At 56.4% G+C, this 21,835-nt stretch carries 17 protein-coding genes; 7 read left to right on the top strand and 10 right to left on the bottom strand.

Annotated features, from left to right (window positions below):
• The first annotated feature begins 13 nt into the window (after window positions 1–13).
• The 6 genes from gspL (at window position 14) to SK54_RS16120 (ending at window position 7,870) form a co-directional block, all read left to right on the top strand.
• Window positions 14–1,147: a type II secretion system protein GspL gene (gspL, locus tag SK54_RS16145; RefSeq protein ID WP_045343700.1), complete on the top strand. Its 1,134-nt coding sequence runs from the start codon at window positions 14–16 to the stop codon at window positions 1,145–1,147.
• Window positions 1,144–1,629: a type II secretion system protein GspM gene (gene gspM / locus SK54_RS16140; RefSeq protein ID WP_015570998.1), complete on the top strand. Its 486-nt coding sequence runs from the start codon at window positions 1,144–1,146 to the stop codon at window positions 1,627–1,629. The genes gspL and gspM overlap by 4 nt, the downstream gene beginning before the upstream one ends.
• Entirely contained in the window at window positions 1,626–2,423 is a 798-nt protein-coding gene (locus SK54_RS16135) for a prepilin peptidase (protein WP_015570997.1), read from the top strand. The genes gspM and SK54_RS16135 overlap by 4 nt, the downstream gene beginning before the upstream one ends.
• Before the next feature lie 255 nt (window positions 2,424–2,678).
• Complete coding sequence (locus SK54_RS16130; RefSeq protein WP_032647856.1) at window positions 2,679–5,381, top strand: glycosyl hydrolase family 18 protein; 2,703 nt, start codon at window positions 2,679–2,681, stop codon at window positions 5,379–5,381.
• Between the two features lie 102 nt (window positions 5,382–5,483).
• Window positions 5,484–5,924: a type III secretion system invasion protein IagB gene (gene iagB / locus SK54_RS16125; protein WP_017384854.1), complete on the top strand. Its 441-nt coding sequence runs from the start codon at window positions 5,484–5,486 to the stop codon at window positions 5,922–5,924.
• A gap of 134 nt (window positions 5,925–6,058) precedes the next feature.
• A complete protein-coding gene (locus SK54_RS16120) occupies window positions 6,059–7,870 on the top strand; it encodes a glycoside hydrolase family 19 protein (RefSeq protein ID WP_045343698.1) in 1,812 nt (603 codons plus the stop codon).
• 146 nt (window positions 7,871–8,016) lie between these two features.
• Here SK54_RS16120 and SK54_RS16115 read toward each other — a convergent pair whose 3' ends face one another.
• From SK54_RS16115 to aqpZ, 9 genes are all read right to left on the bottom strand, one after another.
• Window positions 8,017–9,030, bottom strand: a complete 1,014-nt coding sequence (locus tag SK54_RS16115) for an NAD-dependent epimerase/dehydratase family protein (RefSeq protein ID WP_017384852.1) — start codon at window positions 9,028–9,030, stop codon at window positions 8,017–8,019.
• Window positions 9,031–9,122: 92 nt separating this feature from the next.
• Complete coding sequence (locus tag SK54_RS16110; protein ID WP_039271219.1) at window positions 9,123–10,559, bottom strand: SDR family oxidoreductase; 1,437 nt, start codon at window positions 10,557–10,559, stop codon at window positions 9,123–9,125.
• Between the two features lie 10 nt (window positions 10,560–10,569).
• Window positions 10,570–11,571 (bottom strand): low-specificity L-threonine aldolase, encoded by a 1,002-nt coding sequence (gene ltaE, locus SK54_RS16105; protein ID WP_032670227.1) that lies wholly within the window; start codon window positions 11,569–11,571, stop codon window positions 10,570–10,572.
• Between the two features lie 38 nt (window positions 11,572–11,609).
• Window positions 11,610–13,328 carry a ubiquinone-dependent pyruvate dehydrogenase gene (gene poxB, locus SK54_RS16100; RefSeq protein ID WP_032653119.1) on the bottom strand — a complete coding sequence of 573 codons (1,719 nt, stop codon included), beginning with the start codon at window positions 13,326–13,328 and terminating at the stop codon, window positions 11,610–11,612.
• Between the two features lie 389 nt (window positions 13,329–13,717).
• Complete coding sequence (locus tag SK54_RS22585) at window positions 13,718–13,855, bottom strand: hypothetical protein (protein WP_154294646.1); 138 nt, start codon at window positions 13,853–13,855, stop codon at window positions 13,718–13,720.
• A gap of 421 nt (window positions 13,856–14,276) precedes the next feature.
• Window positions 14,277–15,245, bottom strand: a complete 969-nt coding sequence (gene hcr, locus SK54_RS16090; protein WP_023303384.1) for an NADH oxidoreductase — start codon at window positions 15,243–15,245, stop codon at window positions 14,277–14,279.
• A gap of 10 nt (window positions 15,246–15,255) precedes the next feature.
• Window positions 15,256–16,908: a hydroxylamine reductase gene (hcp, locus tag SK54_RS16085; protein WP_017384847.1), complete on the bottom strand. Its 1,653-nt coding sequence runs from the start codon at window positions 16,906–16,908 to the stop codon at window positions 15,256–15,258.
• Window positions 16,909–17,052: 144 nt separating this feature from the next.
• Complete coding sequence (locus tag SK54_RS16080; protein ID WP_015570988.1) at window positions 17,053–17,952, bottom strand: LysO family transporter; 900 nt, start codon at window positions 17,950–17,952, stop codon at window positions 17,053–17,055.
• A gap of 176 nt (window positions 17,953–18,128) precedes the next feature.
• Complete coding sequence (gene aqpZ, locus SK54_RS16075; protein WP_026080729.1) at window positions 18,129–18,824, bottom strand: aquaporin Z; 696 nt, start codon at window positions 18,822–18,824, stop codon at window positions 18,129–18,131.
• Window positions 18,825–19,114: 290 nt separating this feature from the next.
• Between aqpZ and SK54_RS16070 the strand changes: the two genes are divergently transcribed.
• The gene (locus SK54_RS16070) at window positions 19,115–20,773 is read left to right on the top strand and encodes an ATP-dependent endonuclease (protein ID WP_017693708.1); all 1,659 of its coding nucleotides are present in this window, start codon (window positions 19,115–19,117) and stop codon (window positions 20,771–20,773) included.
• Here SK54_RS16070 and SK54_RS16065 read toward each other — a convergent pair.
• Window positions 20,770–21,726 (bottom strand): VirK/YbjX family protein, encoded by a 957-nt coding sequence (locus SK54_RS16065; protein ID WP_017693707.1) that lies wholly within the window; start codon window positions 21,724–21,726, stop codon window positions 20,770–20,772. The two genes, SK54_RS16070 and SK54_RS16065, sit on opposite strands and share 4 nt — an antisense overlap.
• Window positions 21,727–21,835: the final 109 nt, after the last annotated feature.

Below are 21,835 nucleotides of genomic sequence, written 5' to 3'. Positions count from 1 at the left end.
AAAGTAGAACGTTATGAAACAGGTACTTTTTGTTCGTCCCGACAGCCGCGAGGGCGGGAAAATAATGTGGTGTGAGTCCGGCAGCGAGCGCGTCGAGGTGGTCGACAGCCTGGAGATGCTGGCCGAACACCCCCTGGCTACGCGCGTTTGTCTCCTGTTGCCCGCCAGCGACATGATTTTCCGCCATTTTACGCTGCCGAAAAAGATGGCTTCTCAGGCGATGGCCTTCTCGTGGATGGCGGAAGAGACGCTGATTGGCGACGTGGACAACCTCCACTGGACGGTACTCCACAAAAAAGGCGCCGACGTCGACGCCGTGGCCATTGACGCCGACCGCCTGCGCGCGGCATTAACCCGCTGTCAGGAGGCCGGATTAAACGTGATTCAGGCCCTGCCTGATGCCTGGCTGCTGCCCGTGACGACAGGGGGCAGCACGCTGGTCGCACAGGATGATAGCTACTGGCTGCGTTTATCGCCCCATGTGGCGGGTGAAATGGAGGCAACCCTGCTGTCGCTGTTAATGCAGAAAGCCGGGGTCGGGGAAGTGTGGTGTTACGGCGATGCGCCTGCGAAGGTGCACGTTGACGTGCAGCATGCCTGGCAGCATCCGCTGGCACTGATTCAGCCGCAGTGGCAAACCTGCCGCGTTAACCTGCTTCACGGTGAATTCAGCCTTAAGGCCGGTAATGGGCGGGCGGCGAAAAGTATGAAAGCCGCGATGGTGGCGGCGGGCGTGCTGTCTGTTGCTCTGCTGCTGGGGCCACGCATTGCAATGGCCTGGATGCTTGTGCAGCAGGAAAATCGGGTGCAGGAGGAGATCGTCCAGGTTTATCAGCACCATTTCCCCAGCATGCGCCAGCAGACCAATATCAAATATCACTTTGGTCAAAGCCTGAAAAAACAGAGCAAGGGATTCTTTCTTCAGCTTGATGAGCTGGAGAAAGCCCGGCAGTCAGTCCCTGCGATGGAGATCGAACTGCTGGAGTACGATGCGCAGCAAAACACCCTGACGCTGAGCGTCAGCGCGCAAAACCAGCCCGCGTTGCAGGCGTTTGTTAACCAGACCAGTGAGAATTTTGATTTTACCTTACAGCCTGTTTCAACAACCGAACCGTATACCGCCATGATCGCAGGGAAACATAAATGAAAGAGCGAATCGCGCAGCTGAAGTCACGCTATCAGAATTACAGCACCCGGGAAAAAATTATTTTAAAAATATGTGCCGTTGCTATTGTGGGGGCAGCGGTGTATTACACAGGAGTGATCCCCCTGGATAATATGATTCAAAATAGTAAATCGACGCTTAAAAGACAAAAAGAGACCCTTAACTGGATGCGCAGTGAAATTGATAAAAATCATCTTCAGGTCCAGATAGTCAAAACGAATAATCCGCGTACGGTGGTCGAGAACAGCGCCCATGAAATTAACCTTTCACTGACGGATATGCGCCAGGAGGGACAAACTTTATCGTTCGTGGTGAATCGGGTGAATGTTTATGAATTAAAAAGCTGGCTGCGTGAAATTAATCAGACCTCCGGCGTGAGACTGCAAAAAATAAACCTCACGCCGGTGGACCACCTCAGCGACGTAAAAGCGCAGGTGCAGCTCACCTGGTCAAAAAACGCATGAATACCTTTTCGCTGATGAGGGACGCCTGCCCGGTAGGGTTCCCGATAATGAGTGCGATCCTGGGCGGCATTGTGGGCAGTTTTCTTGGCGTTGTCGCCGAGCGCGTACCGGGGATGGTGATGGATGAGGAGGGGAGTGGCAATCTGCTCTTTCCGGCCTCGCACTGTCCGGTGTGCCAGCACGCGCTTGCCGCGTGGGAAAACATCCCGCTGCTCAGCTGGCTGTTATTACGGGGGCGCTGCCACCAGTGCGGCAGCGCGATCCCGCTGCGACTCTTTCTGGTCGAACTGATCTCCGCCTTGTTTTTTGGCATTACGGCCTGGTGCATGCCGGACGTTCAGGCGCTGTTCTCTTTGTGGTTACTGGCGGCTTTTTTACTGCCGCTGGCCATGATCGACTGGCAGCATCAGCTGCTTCCGGACTGCCTGACCCAGCCGCTGCTGTGGGCGGGGTTAGTGCTCCATGCGTTTGACCACACGTTGCCGCTACGCGATGCGCTGTTCGGCGCGGTGGCGGGCTATCTGTCGCTCTGGCTGCTCTACTGGGCTTTTCGTCTGATCACGGGACGAGAAGGTCTGGGTTACGGGGATTTTAAGCTACTGGCGGCGCTGGGCGCCTGGTGCGGCTGGCAGGCGTTGCCCTCCATTGAACTGGCGGCAGCGTTAAGCGGTATTGTCGGTTATTTCGCCGTAAATAATTTAAATAAAAATAACCTCACTATTTCTTTTGGTCCTTATCTCGCCTTTGCTGGAATAGGGGTGTTTATGAGTCAGCAATTTGCTTTCACATTTTAAATATACAGGTCAAGATTTTTTATGAGTTTTTTCGATGGTAGAAGAGAAGGACGTCTCTTTATGCTCAGTGTATTGTAAAGGATATAAGCTAGACGGAATTTGGGCTTGTATCTTTTAATGGAGGAATACAACGCAGCAACAATTTTTTTGTTCACGACACTCACGTTGGTTAAATACGCATTACGCGAAACGCATCCATGATCTCACGGAAGACATGGGTTATTACGTTACGAATAAATTTATCAGGAAATAAAAATGAAATTTATGAAGCCAAAATATCTGGCGCTCTTTATTGCGGCGGCAACCAGCTCCGCATTTGCAGCAGCGCCAGGTGCACCGACGATCGGCTATGGCAATGACAAATTTGCCCTGGTGGAAGTGGATCAGGCTGCCCAGGATTATAACAATCTTGTCAAAGTGCATAACGATGGCGTGGATGTAAAAGTTGAGTGGAACGTCTGGAGTGGTGATGCGCCAACTTCAGCGAAAGTTCTGCTGGACGGACAAACCGTATGGACCGGCGCAGCCGGCGCGACGGGCTCTGCAACGTTTAAAGTGAAAAAAGGCGGGCGTTATCAGGAACAGGTTGAAGTCTGTAACGCCAGCGGCTGTGCGAAAAGCGCCAGCAAGCTGATTATTGTGGCAGACACCGACGGTAGCCACCTGCTGCCGCTGAATACGTCTCTCAAAGAGAATAACAAAGCGTTTGCGAAGCATACCGATAAAGTGGTTGCGGCCTACTTCCCGGAGTGGGGCGTTTATGACCGTAACTTCCCGGTTGATAAGATCCCTGCGGCAAACCTCAACCACATTCTTTACGGCTTCATTCCAATCTGTGGCGGTGACGGCATCAACGACGGCCTGAAAACCATTGAAGGCGGCAACAGCTTCCGCGTGCTCCAGAACGACTGTAAGGGCCGACCTGACTATACCGTGGCGATCCACGACCCATGGGCTGCGCTGCAAAAACCACAGGCTGGCGTCTCCGGCTGGGACGACCCGTATAAAGGTAACTTTGGCCAGCTGATGGCGCTGAAAAAAGCGCATCCGGACCTGAAAGTGCTGCCATCTATCGGCGGCTGGACGCTCTCCGATCCCTTCTTCCACATGGGTGACCCGGCTATCCGCGCACGCTTTGTCTCTTCTGTGAAAGAGTTCCTCCAGACCTGGAAATTCTTTGACGGCGTGGATATCGACTGGGAATTCCCTGGCGGCGGCGGTGTGAGCGAAAACCTGGGCAATCCGCAGCAGGATAAAGCGACCTATACCGCGCTGATGCACGACCTGCGCACCATGCTGAACGAGCTGTCTGCACAGACGGGCCGTACCTATGAACTGACCAGCGCCATCGGTGCAGGCCGCGATAAGATCGAAGACGTGGATTACACTGCCGCTCAGCAGTACCTCGACCACATCTTCCTGATGAGCTATGACTTCTACGGCGGCTGGAGCAACACCGTTCTCGGCCACCAGGCGGCGCTGCGCGCGCCAGCATGGCGTCCGGACACTGACTACACCACTGAAAATGGCGTTAACGCGCTGCTTTCCCAGGGCGTACAACCAGGCAAGATCGTGGTGGGTGCGGGAATGTATGGCCGCGGCTGGACCGGCGTGCATGGCTACACCGGTAACAATCCATTCACCGGCACCGCTACAGGTATGGTGAAAGGGACCTGGGAACCCGGCGTGGTTGACTATCGTCAGATCGTTAACGAATACAAAGGCAAACCAGGCTGGGAATACGGCTACGACGCTGATGCGGAAGCCCCTTACGTCTTCAACAAAACTACCGGCGACCTGATCACGTATGAAGATGCGCGTTCAACCACGGCGAAAGGTAAGTATGTTCTGGCGAATAAACTGGGTGGCCTGTTCGCATGGTCTATCGACTCTGACACCGGTGACATCCTGAACGCGATGAACGAAAGCCTGCTGGGCGGCGACGCTACGCCGGTTGATCCGGTGGTCACCAACCACGCGCCAATCGCGTCCTCTGCCGACCAGAACGTGTCTGGCCCGGTAACCGTCACGCTCGATGGCTCTGCTTCAAGCGATCCTGATGGCGATGCGATTACCTACAAATGGACTCAGGTCTCTGGTCCGTCGGTCACCATCACCAACAGCACCAAAGCGAAAGCGACCTTTAACGTTGCCGCCGCGACGTCCGACCAGACCATGGTGTTCCGCCTGACGGTGACCGATGCAAAAGGCCTGAGCAACGCGATTGATATCCAGGTGGTGAACAAGGCGCCGAAAGCTAACCAGGCACCGGTTTTAAACCCAATGGAAGCGATCACGCTTGAATCAGGTGAAACCTATGCGCTGCATGCCCAGGCCGCGGATCCAGACGGAGATGCGTTGACCTACGCCTGGAGTGTACCAGCAGATATGCACGCTACCGGGTCTGACTCCGCGAACGTGAACATCACTGCGCCGGAAGTGAGCTCGACGTCTACCTACACCCTGAGCGTGGTGGTGAGCGACGGTAAGACCAGCGTGCAGTCTAACGTCCAGGTCACCGTGAATCCGAAAGCGGCGCCTGCACCTGTGCCAGATGACGAAGACACTAACCCGGCGGATGACGTTACCCCTCCGGCTGATGATGTGACTCCACCGTCTGACAAAGGGAGCTGCGATGCACCTGTGGATGCTAACGCCAGCAAATATGCGGCGTGGGAATCCAGCAAAATCTACAACGGTGGCGATACCGTAAGCTTCGACCATCTGGTGTGGAAAGCGAAGTACTGGACTCAGGGCAATCAGCCTGGCTTCGGTGTGGATGCATGGGAGCTGGTAAGCAACGTGAAGATGAACTGGCGTTCTGACCTGGTCTACAACGGCGGCGACACCACCACCTATGAAGGAAACGTTTACCGTGCGAAATGGTGGACCCGTGGTGATAATCCAGCCAACAGCGACGTATGGGTAAAAGAAGGCGCATCAACAGACTGCAAATAATCTAACCCATTAATGACTCCCCCTTTTAGAGGGGGAGTGATTCAAAATTCATTTTACAGGATGTTGGTAAGGAGAAATAACCGAAACTGTCAGCAGGTAAAAATGAAAAAGTTGATTTTGTTGTTATTGATAATAAGCCAAAGCGCTCTGGCAAACTGTTGGAATAAAGCGGCGCATTATTATCATGTCGACCCTTATTTACTGTACGCGATAGCGAATGTGGAATCCGGAATGAACCCGTATGCGGTTGGGCAAAACCGCGATGGCACGCGGGATGTCGGGCTGATGCAAATCAACAGTTCGCATTTTACAGCGCTGGAAAGCAGAGGAATCGACGAATACCGGTTAATCACGGAGCCGTGTACCTCGATCATGGTCGGGGCTTCTATCCTTGCCGGGATGATCAGGGTGTATGGCTATAACTGGGAAGCCGTTGGCGCGTATAACGCCGGACTGAAAAAAGAAAATTATCCGCAGAGGATGAAATATGCCCATAAGGTCTGGGCCAAATATCAGCAACTGAAATTAGCAGCACGTTATTAACGTTTTTTATTTTTGAAGAATTCCTGAAGGTGTTCTTCGAAAAGTGAAAACAGCTGAATGTGGTTTATGTATTAACGGAGTAATACCTAAGCCGGGATTTTAACATTTAATTTTAAACGAACAGGAAAACTGAAGTGAACAAAAGGACGTTACTGAGTGTACTCATTGCGGGAGCCTGCGTGGCGCCACTCATGGCTCAGGCTGCTAACCTGAAGGAGACCAGCAGTGAGCCGTACACCATCAAAGCCAGCGATCTGGCGAAGAAAGAGAAGGAACTGACGGACTTCCCGCTGATGGCTTCGGTTAAAGAGACCATCCAGACGCTGGATAACGCGCAGGTTGAATTGATTGAGCCAGGCCGGGCGGCGAACCCGGACAACGTTAAGCGCGTTGAAGGGATTGTGAAAGCCAGCGACTGGGAATATCTCTTCCCGCTGCGCGCGCAGGCCTATACCTACAGCAACTTCCTGAAAGCCGTGGGTAAATTCCCGGCGCTGTGTAAGACCTACAATGACGGTCGTGACAGCGACGCCATCTGCCGCAAAGAGCTGGCCACCATGTTTGCCCACTTTGCCCAGGAGACCGGCGGCCACGAAAGCTGGCGTCCGGAAGCCGAATGGCGTCAGGCGCTGGTCCACGTACGTGAAATGGGCTGGAGCGAAGGGCAGAAGGGCGGTTATAACGGCGAATGTAACCCGGACGTCTGGCAGGGGCAGACCTGGCCTTGCGGTAAAGATAAAGACGGCGATTTCCTGAGCTACTTCGGTCGTGGTGCGAAACAGTTGTCCTACAATTACAACTACGGTCCATTCTCTGAAGCGATGTACGGTGACGTGCGTACGCTGCTCGACAAACCTGAGCTGGTGGCGGACACCTGGCTGAACCTGGCGAGTGCGATCTTCTTCTTCGCCTATCCGCAGCCGCCAAAACCAAGCATGTTGCAGGTGATCGACGGTACATGGCAGCCGAACGACCACGATAAAGCCAACGGTCTGGTTCCGGGCTTTGGTGTGACCACCCAGATCATCAACGGCGGCGTTGAGTGCGGCGGCCCGACTGAAATTGCGCAGTCTCAAAACCGTATCAAGTATTACAAAGAGTTCGCGAACTACCTGAAAGTGCCTGTTCCGGCGAACGAAGTGTTGGGTTGCGCCAACATGAAGCAGTTCGACGAAGGTGGCGCAGGCGCTCTGAAGATTTACTGGGAACAGGACTGGGGATGGAGCGCGGATACCCCGGACGGCAAAACCTACTCTTGCCAGCTGGTGGGTTACCAGACCCCGTTCAGCGCATTTAAAGACGGTGACTACAGCAAGTGCGTGCAGCACTTCTTTAACGTGAAAATTGTTAACGACGAGGGTTCTTCCGAGACCCCGGACGAAACGCCGGTCACGCCAACACCGACGCCATCTGGCGATGAAACGCCGGCACCAACCCCAACGCCGGATGAAACGCCGGTTGTGGTGAACCACGCGCCGGTTGCGCAGATTGCCGGTCCGATCGGTGCAGTGGAAGCGGGTGCGCAGGTTTCTCTGAGCGCCGAAGGCTCTACCGATCCAGATGGTAACACGCTGACGTATACCTGGCGTTCCCAGGATGGTCAGACTGTTACCGGTCAGGACAAAGCGGTTGTGACCTTTACAGCGCCAGAGTCTGCGACGGCGCAGCAGTATGAAGTGAGCCTGACCGTCAGCGATGGCGAACTGAGCAGCACCACGTCTTACCTGCTGAACGTGAAAGCGAAAGCGGCAACGCCATCCGGAGAAGATACGTCTTACCCGGCATGGAGCGCGAACAGCAAGTACAACGCCGGTGATATCGTGAACAACCACGGTAAACTGTTCCAGTGCAAACCGTTCCCGTACAGCGGCTGGTGTAACAATGCGCCGACGTACTATGAACCTGGCGCAGGTCTGGCATGGGCTGAAGCCTGGACGGCCTTATAAACAGCAAACGGCAACCCCCAGGGTTGCCGTTTTAGTGTCTGCACCCTCTCCCTGTGGGAGAGGGCCGGGGTGAAGGCATCAGTACGCACTCTCTGTTTTTTGCCGGGTGGCGCTGCGCTTACCCGGCCTACATGAGGCTGGAACGCTTACCGGTGCAACTTCCCGTGATCCCGTAACCACGCAGCCGTACGCACTATCCCTTCATCCAGCGATACAATCGGTTTATATCCCAGCTCGTTCTCCGCCCGCGAAATATCCAGCGTAAAATCAAAGTTGAGCTTCGACACACCGTAATGCGTCAGCGCAGGCTCTTTCGCCGATTTACTGCCAAAGCGCTCCATGCTGCGGGCAATCATGTCCAGCATCGGGTAAGGAACGGAACGGATCCGGCAGTCGATTTTTAACTCGTCAATCAGCCTTTGCACAATGCTGCGCAGGGTACAGGGTTCGCCGTTGGTGATGTTGTACGCGCGGCCCGACACCAGCTTATCGCATTCCGGCTGGCTCGCCAGCCACATGGCGTGAACGGCATTTTCGTAATAGGTCATGTCCACCAGCGCATCGCCGCCGCGCGGTAACAGCACGCTGCCGTAGTGGTGCATCATCTGGGCCAGTCGCGGGATAAAGACTTTGTCGTGCGGCCCAAACAGGCTCTGCGGACGCAGCACGGTAAAGCGGGTGTGCGGGTTTGACTGGGCCAGCAGGTCGATCACCTCTTCGCCCGCCGCTTTACTGCGGGCAAACTCACAGGCGAAGCGCGCCGGGCGGAAATCTTCCTGAATATCACGATGGTGGTGATAGTCGAAATAGAGCGACGGGGAGGAGATATGAATAAAGTTACGCACGCCCCAGGCGACGGCCCATTCGCCCAGACGGCGCGTGGCGCGCACGTTGGCGAGATCAAAGGCTTCCTGGGTACCCCACGGAGAGGTAAAACTGGAGCAGTGCCACAGCGTATCGATACCGGCGAGCATCACCTTGGCCTGAGAGGAGACCAGTTCCGTCAGATCGGCATGGACAAATTCAGCGCCCATTTTTTGCAGGAGCTTACCCATCGCCTCATTGCGACCGGTGGCCCTCACGCTGATGCCTTTGTTGCGCAGAAACTCGACCGCATTTCGGCCTAAGCCGCTGGTCGCCCCGGTAACCAGTACCTTCATAACAATCCACTGTGTTGAAAAGAATTTCGTGCGCATTCTTTCGTGAATTACGATGTGTTGCAATGGGAAAGGTGAAAGATTAAGAGTTTTATTTAGTTATTTTCCCGCTTTTCTTCTGCCAGTTGCGCAATCCGTTTCGCCATTCCGCGGAAGATAAACAGGTGTGCCGGGATCATCAGCAACCAGTAAAACAGACCCGGCATTCCGTGCGGATGCCACCATGCCCGAACGTCCAGTTCACGATGGTCGCCGTTGTCCTTGAGGGTGAAGCAGAGCCGCCCCAGCCCCGGCGCCTTCATGCCAAACAGCAGCGCCAGCTGTTTTTCCGGCTCAACAATAATCACTTTCCAGCTGTCGACGGTATCGCCCACCTTCAGCCAGGGATGGGCAGGGCGGCCTTTTGCCAGCCGGTGACCGACCAGCAGATCCAGCGCGCCGCGCGTTTGCCACAGAATATTGCCGAAGAAATAGCGCTCTTTGCCGCCGATCTGGTTCACAACTTCCCACAGCGCTGCCAGGCTGGCCGTGGTTTTTACCGTACAGCCCGCCTGTTTCGGATAATAGCCGTACTCGGGCCGCCAGCGGGCAAACGCCTGCGCGTCATAACCCCAGTCGCTGGAGTTCACCAGCTTCTCTTCCTCTTTCAGCGTATTGCGCACCGCGTCGTCAAAGCGGATCAATTCCTGAGGGATTAAGGCGCGCAGCGCGCGATCGTCCGCCAGCAGATCGTGCTTCAGCCCCTGGATCAGCGCTTTGGCGGTCGTCGGCGGCACGGAGGTGATCACATTCAAAAACCACACCGATATCCAGCGGGTCGGGAAAGGGATGGGGATCAGCCAGCGGCGGCGGCCGCTCACCCGCATAAAATGTTCGAACTGCGCCTGATAGCTCAGCACTTCCGGGCCTGCCGCCTCCAGCACGCGATGCTGCTCCGCCGGGTGATCCAGCAATGCCACCAGATAGTGGAGTAAATTCTCCAGCGCAATGGGCGTGGTGCGTGAGCGTACCCAGCGCGGCGGCGTCAGCACGGGCAGGTTGTAGACCATATCGCGCATCACTTCGAATGCGGCGGAACCCGCGCCGACGATGATCCCCGCCCGCAGTTCGGTGACGGGTATATGGGCGCTTCGCAGCGTTTCTGCCGTCAGTTGCCGGGCGCGCAGATGGTCTGACTGCTCGTGCTCAGGTGCCTGGAGCGAGCTTAAAAAAATCACCTGCTTCACCGGCGTTTGCCGCAGCGCATCACGAACGTTCATCGCCACCTGACGCTCGTGGGCGATAAAATCGCCGCCTTCGCCCATGCTGTGGACAAGGTAGTAAAGCGTATCGACCCCTTCCAGCAGCGCAGGAAGCGCTTTCGGCCAGTTAAGGTCAACGTTGTGACACGTCACGCCAGGCAAATGTAGCTTTTGCAGGCGTTCCGTGTTGCGTGCCGCTGCCAGCACCTGGTGCCCCTGCTGGCTTAACGCAGTGGTCAGATGCTGACCGATATACCCGCTGGCGCCGAGCACCAGAATACGTTGCGGCACGGTATGCTCCTTAACGCTGTAAAAATGCCTGCCAGTGTTTCACCACCTCGGTCAACTGCTCGCGGTTAACGTCAAGGTGCATCACCAGCCGCACGACCGGGGAGGCGTTAATCAGCACGCCACGGGCTTTCATAAAGTCGCCCAGCGCGGCAGCATGCTCATCGCCGACGCGGACAAACAGCATGTTGGTGTCGTGACGCATGACATCAGCGCCGATTTCACGCAGCTGCGCTGCCATCCACGCTGCATTGTCGTGATCGTTTTTCAGGCGTGACACGTTATTTTTCAGGGCGTACAGTCCGGCTGCCGCCAGAATACCCGCCTGACGCATCCCGCCGCCGGTCATTTTGCGCCAGCGGTTGGCGCGCCTGATGTAGTCCGCGCTGCCAACCAGCAGGGAACCTACCGGCGTACCCAGCCCTTTAGAGAGGCAAATGGTGAACGAGTCGCAATATTGGGTGATCGCTTTCAGCTCGCAGCCGTACTCCACCACGGCGTTGAAGATACGTGCGCCGTCAACGTGCAGGCCGAGCTTGCGCTCACGGGTAAAGTCCCATGCCGCTTTCAGGTATTCGCGCGGCAGGACTTTACCGTTATGGGTGTTTTCGAGGCTCAGCAGTTTAGTGCGGGCGAAGTGAATATCATCGGCTTTGATTTTCGCCGCGACCTTGTCCAGCGGCAGCGTACCGTCCGGCGCGGCGTCAATCGGCTGCGGCTGGATGCTGCCAAGCACCGCCGCACCGCCGGCTTCGTACAGGTAGTTATGCGCCCCCTGGCCGACGATATACTCCTCGCCGCGCTCGCAGTGGCTGAGCAGCGCCACCAGGTTAGCCTGCGTGCCGGTGGGCAGGAACAGGGCAGCCTCTTTACCGCTCAGCTCTGCCGCATAGCGCTGGAGTTCGTTGACCGTCGGGTCATCGCCGTAGACGTCGTCCCCGACCGGGGCGGCCATCATCTCTTCGAGCATGGCGCGGCTCGGACGGGTAACGGTATCACTACGTAAATCAATCATTTCACATCCCTTTAATCTAAGAGGTCTTGTGAAATGTTTTACCTGAGCCAGTTGGTTTTTGCCAGTTCGATCACTTCGTCACCGCGCCCGCTGATGATGGCGCGCAGCATGTAGAGGCTAAAACCTTTGGCCTGTTCCAGCTTGATTTGAGGCGGGATCGCCAGCTCTTCTTTGGCGACCACCACATCCACCAGCACCGGGCCGTCGATGGCGAAGGCGCGTTGCAGGGCGTCGTCCACCTCTGAGGCTTTCTCCACCCGAATACCGGTGATACCGCAGGCTTCGGCGATGCGGGCAAAGTTGGTGTCGTGCAGTTCGGTGCCGTCCGTGAGGTAGCCTCCGGCCTTCATCTCCATCGCCACGAAGCCCAGAACGCTGTTGTTAAAGACCACGATTTTCAGCGGAAGCTTCATCTGCGCCACCGACAGGAAATCCCCCATCAGCATACTGAACCCGCCGTCGCCGCACATCGCCACCACCTGACGTTCCGGTGCCGTCGCTTTTGCGCCCAGCGCCTGCGGCATGGCGTTGGCCATTGAGCCATGGTTGAACGACCCAAGCAGGCGACGTTTGCCGTTCATTTTCAGATAGCGCGCGGCCCAGACGGTGGGCGTTCCTACGTCGCAGGTGAAGATGGCATCGTCGTCGGCGAAGTGGCTGATCTGCTGCGCCAGATACTGCGGGTGGATCGCTTTTTCGCTCGGTTTGGCGAGATCGTCCAGCCCCTTGCGCGCATCGCGATAATCGCTCAGGGCTTTATCGAGGAATTTGCGGTCCGTTTTTTCTTCCAGCAGCGGCAGCAGGGCGGCGAGGGTGGATTTGATATCGCCGATAAGCGCCATATCCACCTTGCTGTGCGCGCCGATGCTGCCGGGATTAATGTCGATCTGGATAATTTTGGCATCCGTCGGGTAGAACGCGCGGTACGGGAACTGGGTGCCGAGCAGGATCAGCGTGTCGGCGTTCATCATGGTGTGGAAGCCGCTGGAAAAACCGATCAGCCCGGTCATGCCGACATCGTACGGGTTATCGTATTCAACGTGCTCTTTCCCGCGCAGGGCGTGCACAACTGGCGCCTTCAGCTTACCGGCAAATTCCACCAGCTCTTTATGCGCGCCGGCGCAGCCGCTGCCGCACATCAGGGCGATATTGCTGGAGTATCGCAGCAGCTGCGCCAGCTTTTTCAGCTCTTCATCGGCAGGGGTAATGGTTGGCTGGGGCGCAGAGTACCAGTGGGTGGTGGCGGTTTCAGGTGCGGCCTTCAGCGCCACGTCCCCCGGCAGCACAACCACCGAAACCCCGCGATTCAGGATCGCCTTACGCATGGCTATCGCCAGCACCTGTGGGATCTGCTCCGGCGATGAGACCAGCTCGCAATAGTGGCTGCATTCACGGAACAGCTCCTGCGGATGCGTCTCCTGAAAATAGCCGCTACCGATTTCAGATGACGGAATGTGAGCCGCAATCGCCAGCACCGGAACATGGTTGCGGTGACAGTCGAACAGACCGTTGATGAGGTGCAGGTTTCCCGGTCCGCAGGAACCTGCACAGACGGCGAGTTCACCCGTAAGCTGCGCTTCGGCACCGGCGGCAAAGGCGGCGACTTCTTCATGGCGGGTGGGCATCCACTCAATAGTTTTCATCTTGTTAAGGCTATCGCTGAGTCCGTTCAGAGAATCGCCAGTGACGCCCCAGATACGCTTTACGCCAGCCTGCTCAAGGGTTTTCGCTATGTATGCAGCCACAGTTTGTTTCATGGTTGTCCGTTCCTTTTTGTGATATCGCTTACAAGCTTAGAAGAAAGTCGCTGTATTGCCTGCTCAGTATTCCTTAAGTACAGGTGGTTTTTCTGCGCGACGCGCCGCCAGCGGGCTGAGGTTGGGGCGGGAGGAAGCGGGTTTGCAGACCCTTTTTTCCTGATGGTGCATAAGTTGTTGATTTTATATGGTTAGGCTGAAGGGGAATAAAAAAGGGGTTGGAGGGAGTTTTTGAGGTATTGGTTTATCAGACAAAGGGATAGATGTAGATTGCTTCAGTTCACTGCCGGGCAGGCAGCTTAGAAATACGGCGACACCGACACGCGCCAGCGTGTTTTGTTCACTGCCGGGCAGGCAGCTTAGAAATCTTGCCTGATTTGCTCATGCCTTTAGCCACGGTTCACTGCCGTACAGGCCGTAGGCACAATGTAGGCCGGGTAAACGTAGTGCCACCCGGCAAAAAGCCCGGTGGCGCTGACGCTTACCGGGCCTACAGAGGTTCCAAAGGCAAATGCGCTGGCCTGCATGGGCAAAAAGCCCGGTGGCGCTGACGCTTACCGGGCCTACAGAGGTTCCAAAGGCAAATGCGCTGGCCTGCATGGGCAAAAAGCCCGGTGGCGCTGACGCTTGCCGGGCTTACAGAGGTTCCAAAGGCAAATGCGCTGGCCTGCATGGGCAAAAAGCCCGGTGGCGCTGACGCTTGCCGGGCTTACAGAGGTTCCAAAGGCAAATGCGCTGGCCTGCATGGGCAAAAAGCCCGGTGGCGCTGACGCTTACCGGGCCTACAGGGGTTACAAAGGCATATGCGCTGGCCTGCATGGGCAAAAAGCCCGGAGGCGCTGACGCTTACCGGGCCTACAGGGTTCCAAAGGCAAATGCGCTGGCCTGCATGGGCAAAAAGCCCGGTGGCGCTGATGCTTACCGGGCCTACAGGTGAACCGCGACAGATTATGCGAGCACAAGATCGCCCTGCGGATGGCACGAACATGCCAGCACATAGCCCTCTGCGATTTCTGCGTCGGTCAGCGTCATGGTGCTGGTGACCGTGTACTCACCGGAAACCACTTTGGTCTTGCAACATCCGCACACCCCGGCGCGACAGGCCGCCGCCACCGGTACGTTGTTGCTTTCCAGCGCTTCAAGCAGCGTGGTGCCCACCCGCCCAAAGAAGGTCTGCGCCGGTTGCAGCTTCGTGAACTTCATCCCGCTGGTCGCCGCTTCCGCTACAGGCGTGAAGAACTGCTCTTTGAAGAAGCGGGTCACGCCGAGCGCTTTCACTTCTTTCTCCACGATCTCCATGTACGGCGCCGGGCCGCAGGTCATCACGGTGCGGTTCGCAATATCCGGCACGCTTTGCAGCAGCTCGCGGCTCAGGCGCCCCGCGACAAAACCGTGCGTCGCGTTGTGCTCGGCCACCAGCGTCACCGGATAGTTGCGCCATTCTTCGGCAAAAATCACATCTTCCGGGGAACGAACGCTGAAAATCACCTGCACGTCGGCCTGAGGACGGTATTTCGCCAGCCAGCGACGCATCGACATAATCGGCGTCACGCCACAACCCGCCGCCAGCAGCAGGAATTTATCTTCCGTCTTGTCGTCACAGGTAAACTCGCCCTGCGCGTCAGACAGCCAGATGTAATCCCCGCGCTTCACGTCCCGGGTCAGCCACTCGGATCCTGCGCCGTCATCAATACGACGAACGGTGAGCGTAATGTACTCGCTCACGCCCGGCGTGGAGGAGATCGTGTAGGCGCGCAGAGTATCCGCCGAATTACGCACGCTCACCAGCGCATACTGGCCCGCGCGGTACGGATAATAGTCATGGCACAGCAGCGACAGCGTCCACACATCCGGCGTCTCCTGATGGATGTGATGAACCTGCATCCGCCACGGACATTGTGAGGTTGGCATGGTCATGAGTTACTCCTTACGCGCTCAGCAGTTGCTTCATATCATCTTCAACGTTGGTCACAGAACGCAGACCAAATTTCTCGTTCAGGATGGCCAGCAGGTCCGGCGTCAGGAAGCCTGGCGCGGTCGGCCCGGTGACGATGTTGGTCACGCCGAGAGAGAGCAGGGTCAACAGGATAACGATCGCTTTCTGCTCGAACCAGGAGAGCACCAGCGACAGCGGCAGATCGTTCACGCCGCAGCCCAGTTTCTCTGCCAACGTGACCGCCAGAATGATGGCTGAATATGCATCGTTACACTGACCCGCATCCACCAGGCGCGGCAGACCTTCGATGTTGCCGAAGTCCAGCTTGTTGAAACGGTACTTACCGCAGGCCAGGGTCAGGATCAGACAGTCTTCCGGTACGCGGGTGGCGAAATCGGTGAAGTAGTTACGTTCCCCGCGCGCGCCGTCACAGCCGCCGATCAGGAAGATGTGACGCAGTTTTTCACGGCTGACGAGGTCAATCAGGGAATCCGCCGCACCCAGCAGGGTTTCACGACCAAAACCGACGGTGATGAGGTGCGGAATTTCGCTGTACGGGAAGCCTGCCATCTGCTGCGCCTGAGCGATAACCGGACCGAAATCGTCGCCTTCAAGGTGGCTCACGCCCGGCCAGCCGACGATGCTGCGGGTCCAGATACGGTCGTCATACGCGCCGACGGTCGGGTCGATGATGCAGTTAGAGGTCATGACGATTGGGCCAGGGAAGCGGGCAAACTCCACCTGCTGGTTCTGCCAGCCGCTGCCGTAGTTACCGATCAGATGCTTAAATTTACGCAGCTCCGGGTAGCCGTGCGCGGGCAGCATTTCGCCGTGGGTATAAACGTTAACGCCGGTGCCTTCGGTCTGCTTCAGCAGGTTGTAGAGATCTTTCAGGTCATGACCGGAGATCAGGATGCATTTGCCTTCGGTCGCTTTGACGTTGACCTGCGTTGGCGTTGGGTGGCCGTAGGTGCTGGTTTCACCGGCATCCAGAATGCTCATCACTTTGAAGTTCATCTGGCCGATTTCCATCGAGCATTCCAGCAGGGCGTTCATATCGGAAGGCCAGGTGCCCAGCCAGGCCATGATTTTGTGGTACTGGGCGTAAATAGCGTTGTCGTACTGGCCGAGTACGTGCGCGTGTTCCATATAGGCCGCAGCACCTTTCAGACCGTACAGGCACAGCAGGCGCAGGCCGAGGATGTTTTCGCCAATCGCCGCTTTGTCTTTATTGGGAGTAAATTCTGCGGCCTGACGCTGTAGCTCGCCCAGGTCGTCGCTCACCAGCTGTAGCTCCGCCATCGGGTTGTCCACGCGGGCGCTGGCGTCGGCATTCAGGCACTGCGCTTTCAGGGCTTCACGCAGGGCAATCGCTTCGCGGGCATAGCCCACAATGCGTGGAGAATCGAAGTTAACGTTGGTCAGCGTGGAGAAAAATGCGCGCGGCGCAAAGCTGTCGACATAGTGATCAACAATGCCATATTCACGGGCTTTGAAGGCCCAGGCGGACAAGCCTTGCAGCGCCGCAATCAGCAGATCCTGGAGATCGGACGTTTCTGCGGTTTTGCCGCACATACCCTGCGCGTAAGAGCAGCCGTTGCCTGCTGGGGTACGGATGGTTTGTTCACATTGCACACAAAACATAATCACACCTGTTAAAGTTATATTTGAGATACATGTTTAAGGTTATGCCTGTGCCACAACGGAGAAAAGTGCTTTCTTATACTAAGTGGAGGGTTATTGATTTAGCGCAATTTTGGCGGCAGGTTCACTACCGCCAAAGCAGTATCAGGCTGAGAAGAACGCCATCAAAATGGGTACCAGCAGGCTCAGAATAAAACCGTGTACGATGGCGGCAGGAACCATCTCCAGCCCTCCCGAGCGCTGTAATACCGGCAGGGTAAAGTCCATTGAGGTGGCCCCGCACAGGCCCAGCGCGGTAGAGCGGCTGCGGCGTACCAGGCCGGGGATCAGCATGATGGCTATCAGCTCGCGCGCCAGATCGTTAAAGAAGGCGGCGCTGCCGATCACCGGACCAAACGATTCGGTCAGCAGAATACCGGAGAGCGAATACCAGCCGAAACCGGACGCCATCGCCAGGCTGGTTTTCAGCGGCAGATCGAGAATAAAGGCGTTAATCACTCCCCCCGCCAGTGAGCTGGCCACAACGATAACGGCAACCATCATGCCCCGGCGGTTAAGGACAATCTGTTTCAGCGTCATGCCATTATTTCGCAGCTGAATACCAATCAGGAAGAGCAGGAAAATAAGCGTATATTCGCTGGCTTCCGTTGCGTGCTGTAAAAATGCCCAGCCGGTCAGACCCAGTAAAAAACCGAGTACCACCACGCCGCACAGTTTTAATGATTCCAGCGCCATCGCAATACGGGAGGGAAGCTTTTCCTGATGGTGGTGATTTTTCCAGGGAATAGTGCGTTCCAGCCAGAACAGCGCAGCAATATTGCACAGCAGAATAACCACTACCGTAACCGCAGAATAATGCAGGATGGAAAGCAAGTTCGTCGCCAGATTATCCAGGAAGGCCAGGCTGATCCCCATAAAGAACAGAATGACGTAAACAATCCAGCTGAGAAAGCGATTAATAAGCTTTAAGGCCGATTCATGACGCAGCGGAATAAGGTAGCCCACAATCAGGGGCAGAAGAATGATGAGGAGTCCTGAGAACATGAACAGCCGGTCCTTTTGAGTATCAGTTAAGCGCCAGAGACACTACCCAATAAAGGCTGTGAGGTAAAGCTACAAAAAAAGCCGGGTGGTGGCTGCGCCTTACCCGGCCTACAAAGTGCACACTAACGTAGGTCGGGTAAGCTTTAGCGCTACCCGACATTACAGACCGCACTTAATTAATCGCGTTTTTCCAGCAGGGTGCGATACAGCACGCCGCCCAGAATACCGCCGATAATTGGCATCACCCAGAACAGCCACAGCTGTTCAAGCGCCCAGCCGCCCTGGAAAATAGCCACCGCGGTGCTGCGCGCCGGGTTAACGGAGGTGTTGGTCACCGGAATGGAGATGAGGTGGATCAGCGTCAACGCCAGACCAATAGCGATGGGGGCAAAGCCCGCAGGCGCGTATTTGTCCGTTGCGCCGTGGATCACCAACAGGAAGCCTGCGGTGAGCACAATTTCAATCACGATGGCAGACAGCATCGAGTAGCCGCCTGGAGAGTGTTCGCCGAAGCCGTTCGACGCAAATCCGCTGGCCGCGGCGTCAAATCCGGCTTTACCGCTGGCAATTACGTACAGCACCGCCGCGGCAATAATACCGCCAATAACCTGGGCAATAATATAGCCAATAATATCTTTCGCCGGGAAACGTCCGCCCGCCCATAATCCTAATGTGACGGCCGGGTTGAAATGACCGCCGGAAATATGCCCCACGGCGAATGCCATGGTTAATACAGTTAAGCCGAATGCCAGCGCGACGCCGACAAAGCCAATACCTAATTCCGGAAATGCGGCTGCCAGTACTGCGCTACCGCAGCCACCAAACACCAGCCAGAATGTACCAAAGCATTCTGCCGCTAATTTTCTGAACATAACCACCTCAATAATAAACGTCCGCGCCCATTCCTGCGCGCGGGTTATATCGCCATAAAGGGATGACGACTCAAAGAGCCAGTATTTTGAAACCATCAACATCCCTTCGCCACTCAAATAAATTCACTAAATTTGATTTAAGGCAATGTGATGTCAATCCTTGTTCAGATCGGAGGTAATAAGAGCATAGCCCAATAATTAAGGGGCGTATATTCTGCTGTCGTGACCCACAGCCTGCCGCTATACTGCTGATAACTTGAAGGAAAAAGTGGCCGAATTGCGGGGGATGTATGCTACTCGAACGTGTGGAGATTGTCGGGTTTCGCGGGATTAACCGCCTGTCGCTGCAACTGGAACAGAACAACGTCCTGATAGGCGAAAATGCCTGGGGTAAATCCAGCCTGCTGGATGCCCTGACGCTGCTACTTTCGCCCGAAGAGAACTTGTACCACTTCGTTCATGATGACTTCTGGTTTCCGCCGGGGGATGTCAACGGACGCGAGAAACACCTGCATATCATTCTGACCTTCCGCGAATCCGAGCCCGGTCGCCATCGCGTGCGTCGTTTTCGCCCTATGTCGCCCTGCTGGGTGCCCTGTGAAGATGGTTTCCAGCGTATTTTCTATCGCCTTGAGGGCGAAATGGCGCAAAACGACGGGGTGTTAACCCTGCGTGAATTTCTTGATGAGAAGGGAAATCCGATCCCGCTCGATAATATTGACGAGCTTGCCCGCCATCTTATCCGCCTCTCCCCCGTGCTGCGCTTACGAGACGCGCGCTTTATGCGGCGGATCCGTAACGGCACCGTGCCGAATATGCCCGAGGTGGAGGTGACCGCCCGCGAACTGGATTTCCTCGCCCGTGAACTGGTCTCACGGCCGCAGAACCTCACCGACGGCCAGATCCGTCAGGGACTGTCTGCCATGGTGCAACTGCTGGAGCACTATTTCTCCGAGCAGGGAACGGGGCAGGCGCGCCACCGTCTGATGCGTCGCCGCTCGCACGATGAACAACGAAGCTGGCGCTATCTCGATATTATCAACCGCATGATCGACCGCCCCGGCGGGCGCACGCATCGGGTGATCCTGCTGGGATTATTCTCCACGCTTTTACAGGCGAAAGGGACGGTGCGCCTGGATCGGGACGCGCGCCCGCTGCTGCTGGTGGAAGATCCGGAAACGCGGCTGCACCCGATTATGCTTTCCGTGGCGTGGCATCTTCTTAATTTGCTGCCGTTGCAGCGAGTCACCACCACGAATTCCGGAGAGCTGCTCTCTCTGACGCCGGTGGAGTATGTCTGCCGCCTGGTGCGTGAATCCTCGCGGGTCACCGCCTACCGGCTCGGGCCCGGCGGGTTAAATGCCGAAGATGGCCGACGAATTGCGTTTCATATCCGTTTTAACCGTGCCTCTTCCCTGTTTGCCCGCTGCTGGTTGCTGGTGGAAGGGGAAACGGAAACCTGGGTGATAAACGAGCTGGCTCGCCAGTGCGGACACCACTTTGATGCCGAAGGGATCAAAGTGATCGAATTTGCTCAGTCTGGCTTAAAACCGCTGATCAAATTTGCGCGCCGGATGGGGATAGAGTGGCACGTACTGGTGGATGGCGATGAGGCAGGTAAAAAATATGCGGCGACCGTGCGCAGCCTGCTCAATAACGATCGTGAAGAGGAGCGGGAACATCTGACCGCGCTGCCTGCGATGGACATGGAGCACTTTATGTACCGCCAGGGATTTGACGACGTCTTTCACCGCGTGGCGATGATCCCGGTAGATGTGCCCATGAATATGCGCCGGGTGATTGCCAAAGCTATCCATCGGTCGTCAAAACCGGATTTGGCCATTGAAGTTGCGACGGAAGCGGGCAGGCGAGGCGTGGAGTCGGTGCCCACGCTGCTGCGTAAAATGTTCTCCCGCGTCCTCTGGCTGGCTCGCGGGAGGGCCGATTAACGGGCAGTCGCCTGCGAAACCTGTTGGATCAGGCTATCAAGCAGGGCATAGCGGCGGCGGTATTCGGACCGTTTTTTACTCGCAATCTCTTCCATCGGTTTGCGTGGCATGGTCAGTGGCAGGGCAAAGTTGCCGTTATCCTGCTGCTGTCCGCCAAGGGAGCGCCAGAAGCTATCATAGTCAGCCAGCAATTTTCCCTCTTTTTTCTTGCGATAGCGCCAGCTGCGGTAGATGTGGGTGGCGTTACTCACCGCGAGGATCTGCTCGACCGGGAAGGCGCCTGCCAGCGTCATGACCGCTTCAACCAGCAGACGTTTTGGGAACAGTCCGTGACAGGCTTTGGTCGCCAGCTGAATGTGCTCGTGCGGGACATGCGCTTTCGCCCCCTGCATTCCGCCGATGAAGAGCGTTGGCTTGCCCTGGTATGTGCACAGCGTAAAGGTCAGCTCGGCCAGCACCGTGTTCTGGTGGTCGCAAAAAGTGAGGGTCGCTTCCCCTTCTTTGTCCAGAAACGCATCCGCGCTCAGGCGAACGCTAAACTGCTGCTCCTCTTTGCCCGTTAACGTCACCAGCGTGATGCCCTGGCTGGAGAGGTAGCCGTTCAGCAGCGACGCCGGAAGATGGCGGCTCATCATCTCATAGTGATCGTTCAGTGCGTCCAGCGTAGTCTGGCGGCCCATATTGACGGTCAGCCACGGCCGGTGCAGGCGGCACGGCAGGCCGGGCTGCACGCGCAGGATCTGCATCAGACGGGGCTGTTTTGCAAGGTTTCCAAGCAGGCGCGCAGTGGTGAACGGCGTTGCCAGCGAGCGCAACATAAACTTACGTCGATAGGCCGGATTTTGCCACGCCAGCCCCGGCGTGAGGGAACCCGATGCCAGGCTTTTAAACAGTTGCCAGCCCGATTTAGGCTGGGGCAGCGTTGAATAAGGTGTATCGACGATGGAAGACATGTTAGATCCTGCTTCTGGTGGAATATCGCTATTTCAGCAGGCGCTTTATCAACATCGGGTAAACAATTCCCGACGATTACGGGGATCGGGGGTTTCGTTGAGGAGTGGT

This window comes from Enterobacter sp. MGH120 (assembly GCF_001037725.1).
Lineage (GTDB): Bacteria > Pseudomonadota > Gammaproteobacteria > Enterobacterales > Enterobacteriaceae > Enterobacter > Enterobacter hormaechei_C.
Note: the sequence above shows the minus strand (reverse complement) of the source record. Positions and strands in the feature narration are given on the sequence as shown.

Coding starts and splice junctions, on each gene's coding strand:
- gspL (WP_045343700.1), top strand. CDS start 14: ATGAAACAGGTACTTTTTGTTCGTCCCGACAGCCGCGAGGGCGGGAAA.
- gspM (WP_015570998.1), top strand. CDS start 1,144: ATGAAAGAGCGAATCGCGCAGCTGAAGTCACGCTATCAGAATTACAGC.
- SK54_RS16135 (WP_015570997.1), top strand. CDS start 1,626: ATGAATACCTTTTCGCTGATGAGGGACGCCTGCCCGGTAGGGTTCCCG.
- SK54_RS16130 (WP_032647856.1), top strand. CDS start 2,679: ATGAAATTTATGAAGCCAAAATATCTGGCGCTCTTTATTGCGGCGGCA.
- iagB (WP_017384854.1), top strand. CDS start 5,484: ATGAAAAAGTTGATTTTGTTGTTATTGATAATAAGCCAAAGCGCTCTG.
- SK54_RS16115 (WP_017384852.1), bottom strand. CDS start 9,030: ATGAAGGTACTGGTTACCGGGGCGACCAGCGGCTTAGGCCGAAATGCG.
- ltaE (WP_032670227.1), bottom strand. CDS start 11,571: ATGATTGATTTACGTAGTGATACCGTTACCCGTCCGAGCCGCGCCATG.
- poxB (WP_032653119.1), bottom strand. CDS start 13,328: ATGAAACAAACTGTGGCTGCATACATAGCGAAAACCCTTGAGCAGGCT.
- SK54_RS22585 (WP_154294646.1), bottom strand. CDS start 13,855: ATGCAGGCCAGCGCATTTGCCTTTGGAACCTCTGTAGGCCCGGTAAGC.
- hcr (WP_023303384.1), bottom strand. CDS start 15,245: ATGACCATGCCAACCTCACAATGTCCGTGGCGGATGCAGGTTCATCAC.
- hcp (WP_017384847.1), bottom strand. CDS start 16,908: ATGTTTTGTGTGCAATGTGAACAAACCATCCGTACCCCAGCAGGCAAC.
- SK54_RS16080 (WP_015570988.1), bottom strand. CDS start 17,952: ATGTTCTCAGGACTCCTCATCATTCTTCTGCCCCTGATTGTGGGCTAC.
- aqpZ (WP_026080729.1), bottom strand. CDS start 18,824: ATGTTCAGAAAATTAGCGGCAGAATGCTTTGGTACATTCTGGCTGGTG.
- SK54_RS16070 (WP_017693708.1), top strand. CDS start 19,115: ATGCTACTCGAACGTGTGGAGATTGTCGGGTTTCGCGGGATTAACCGC.
- SK54_RS16065 (WP_017693707.1), bottom strand. CDS start 21,726: ATGTCTTCCATCGTCGATACACCTTATTCAACGCTGCCCCAGCCTAAA.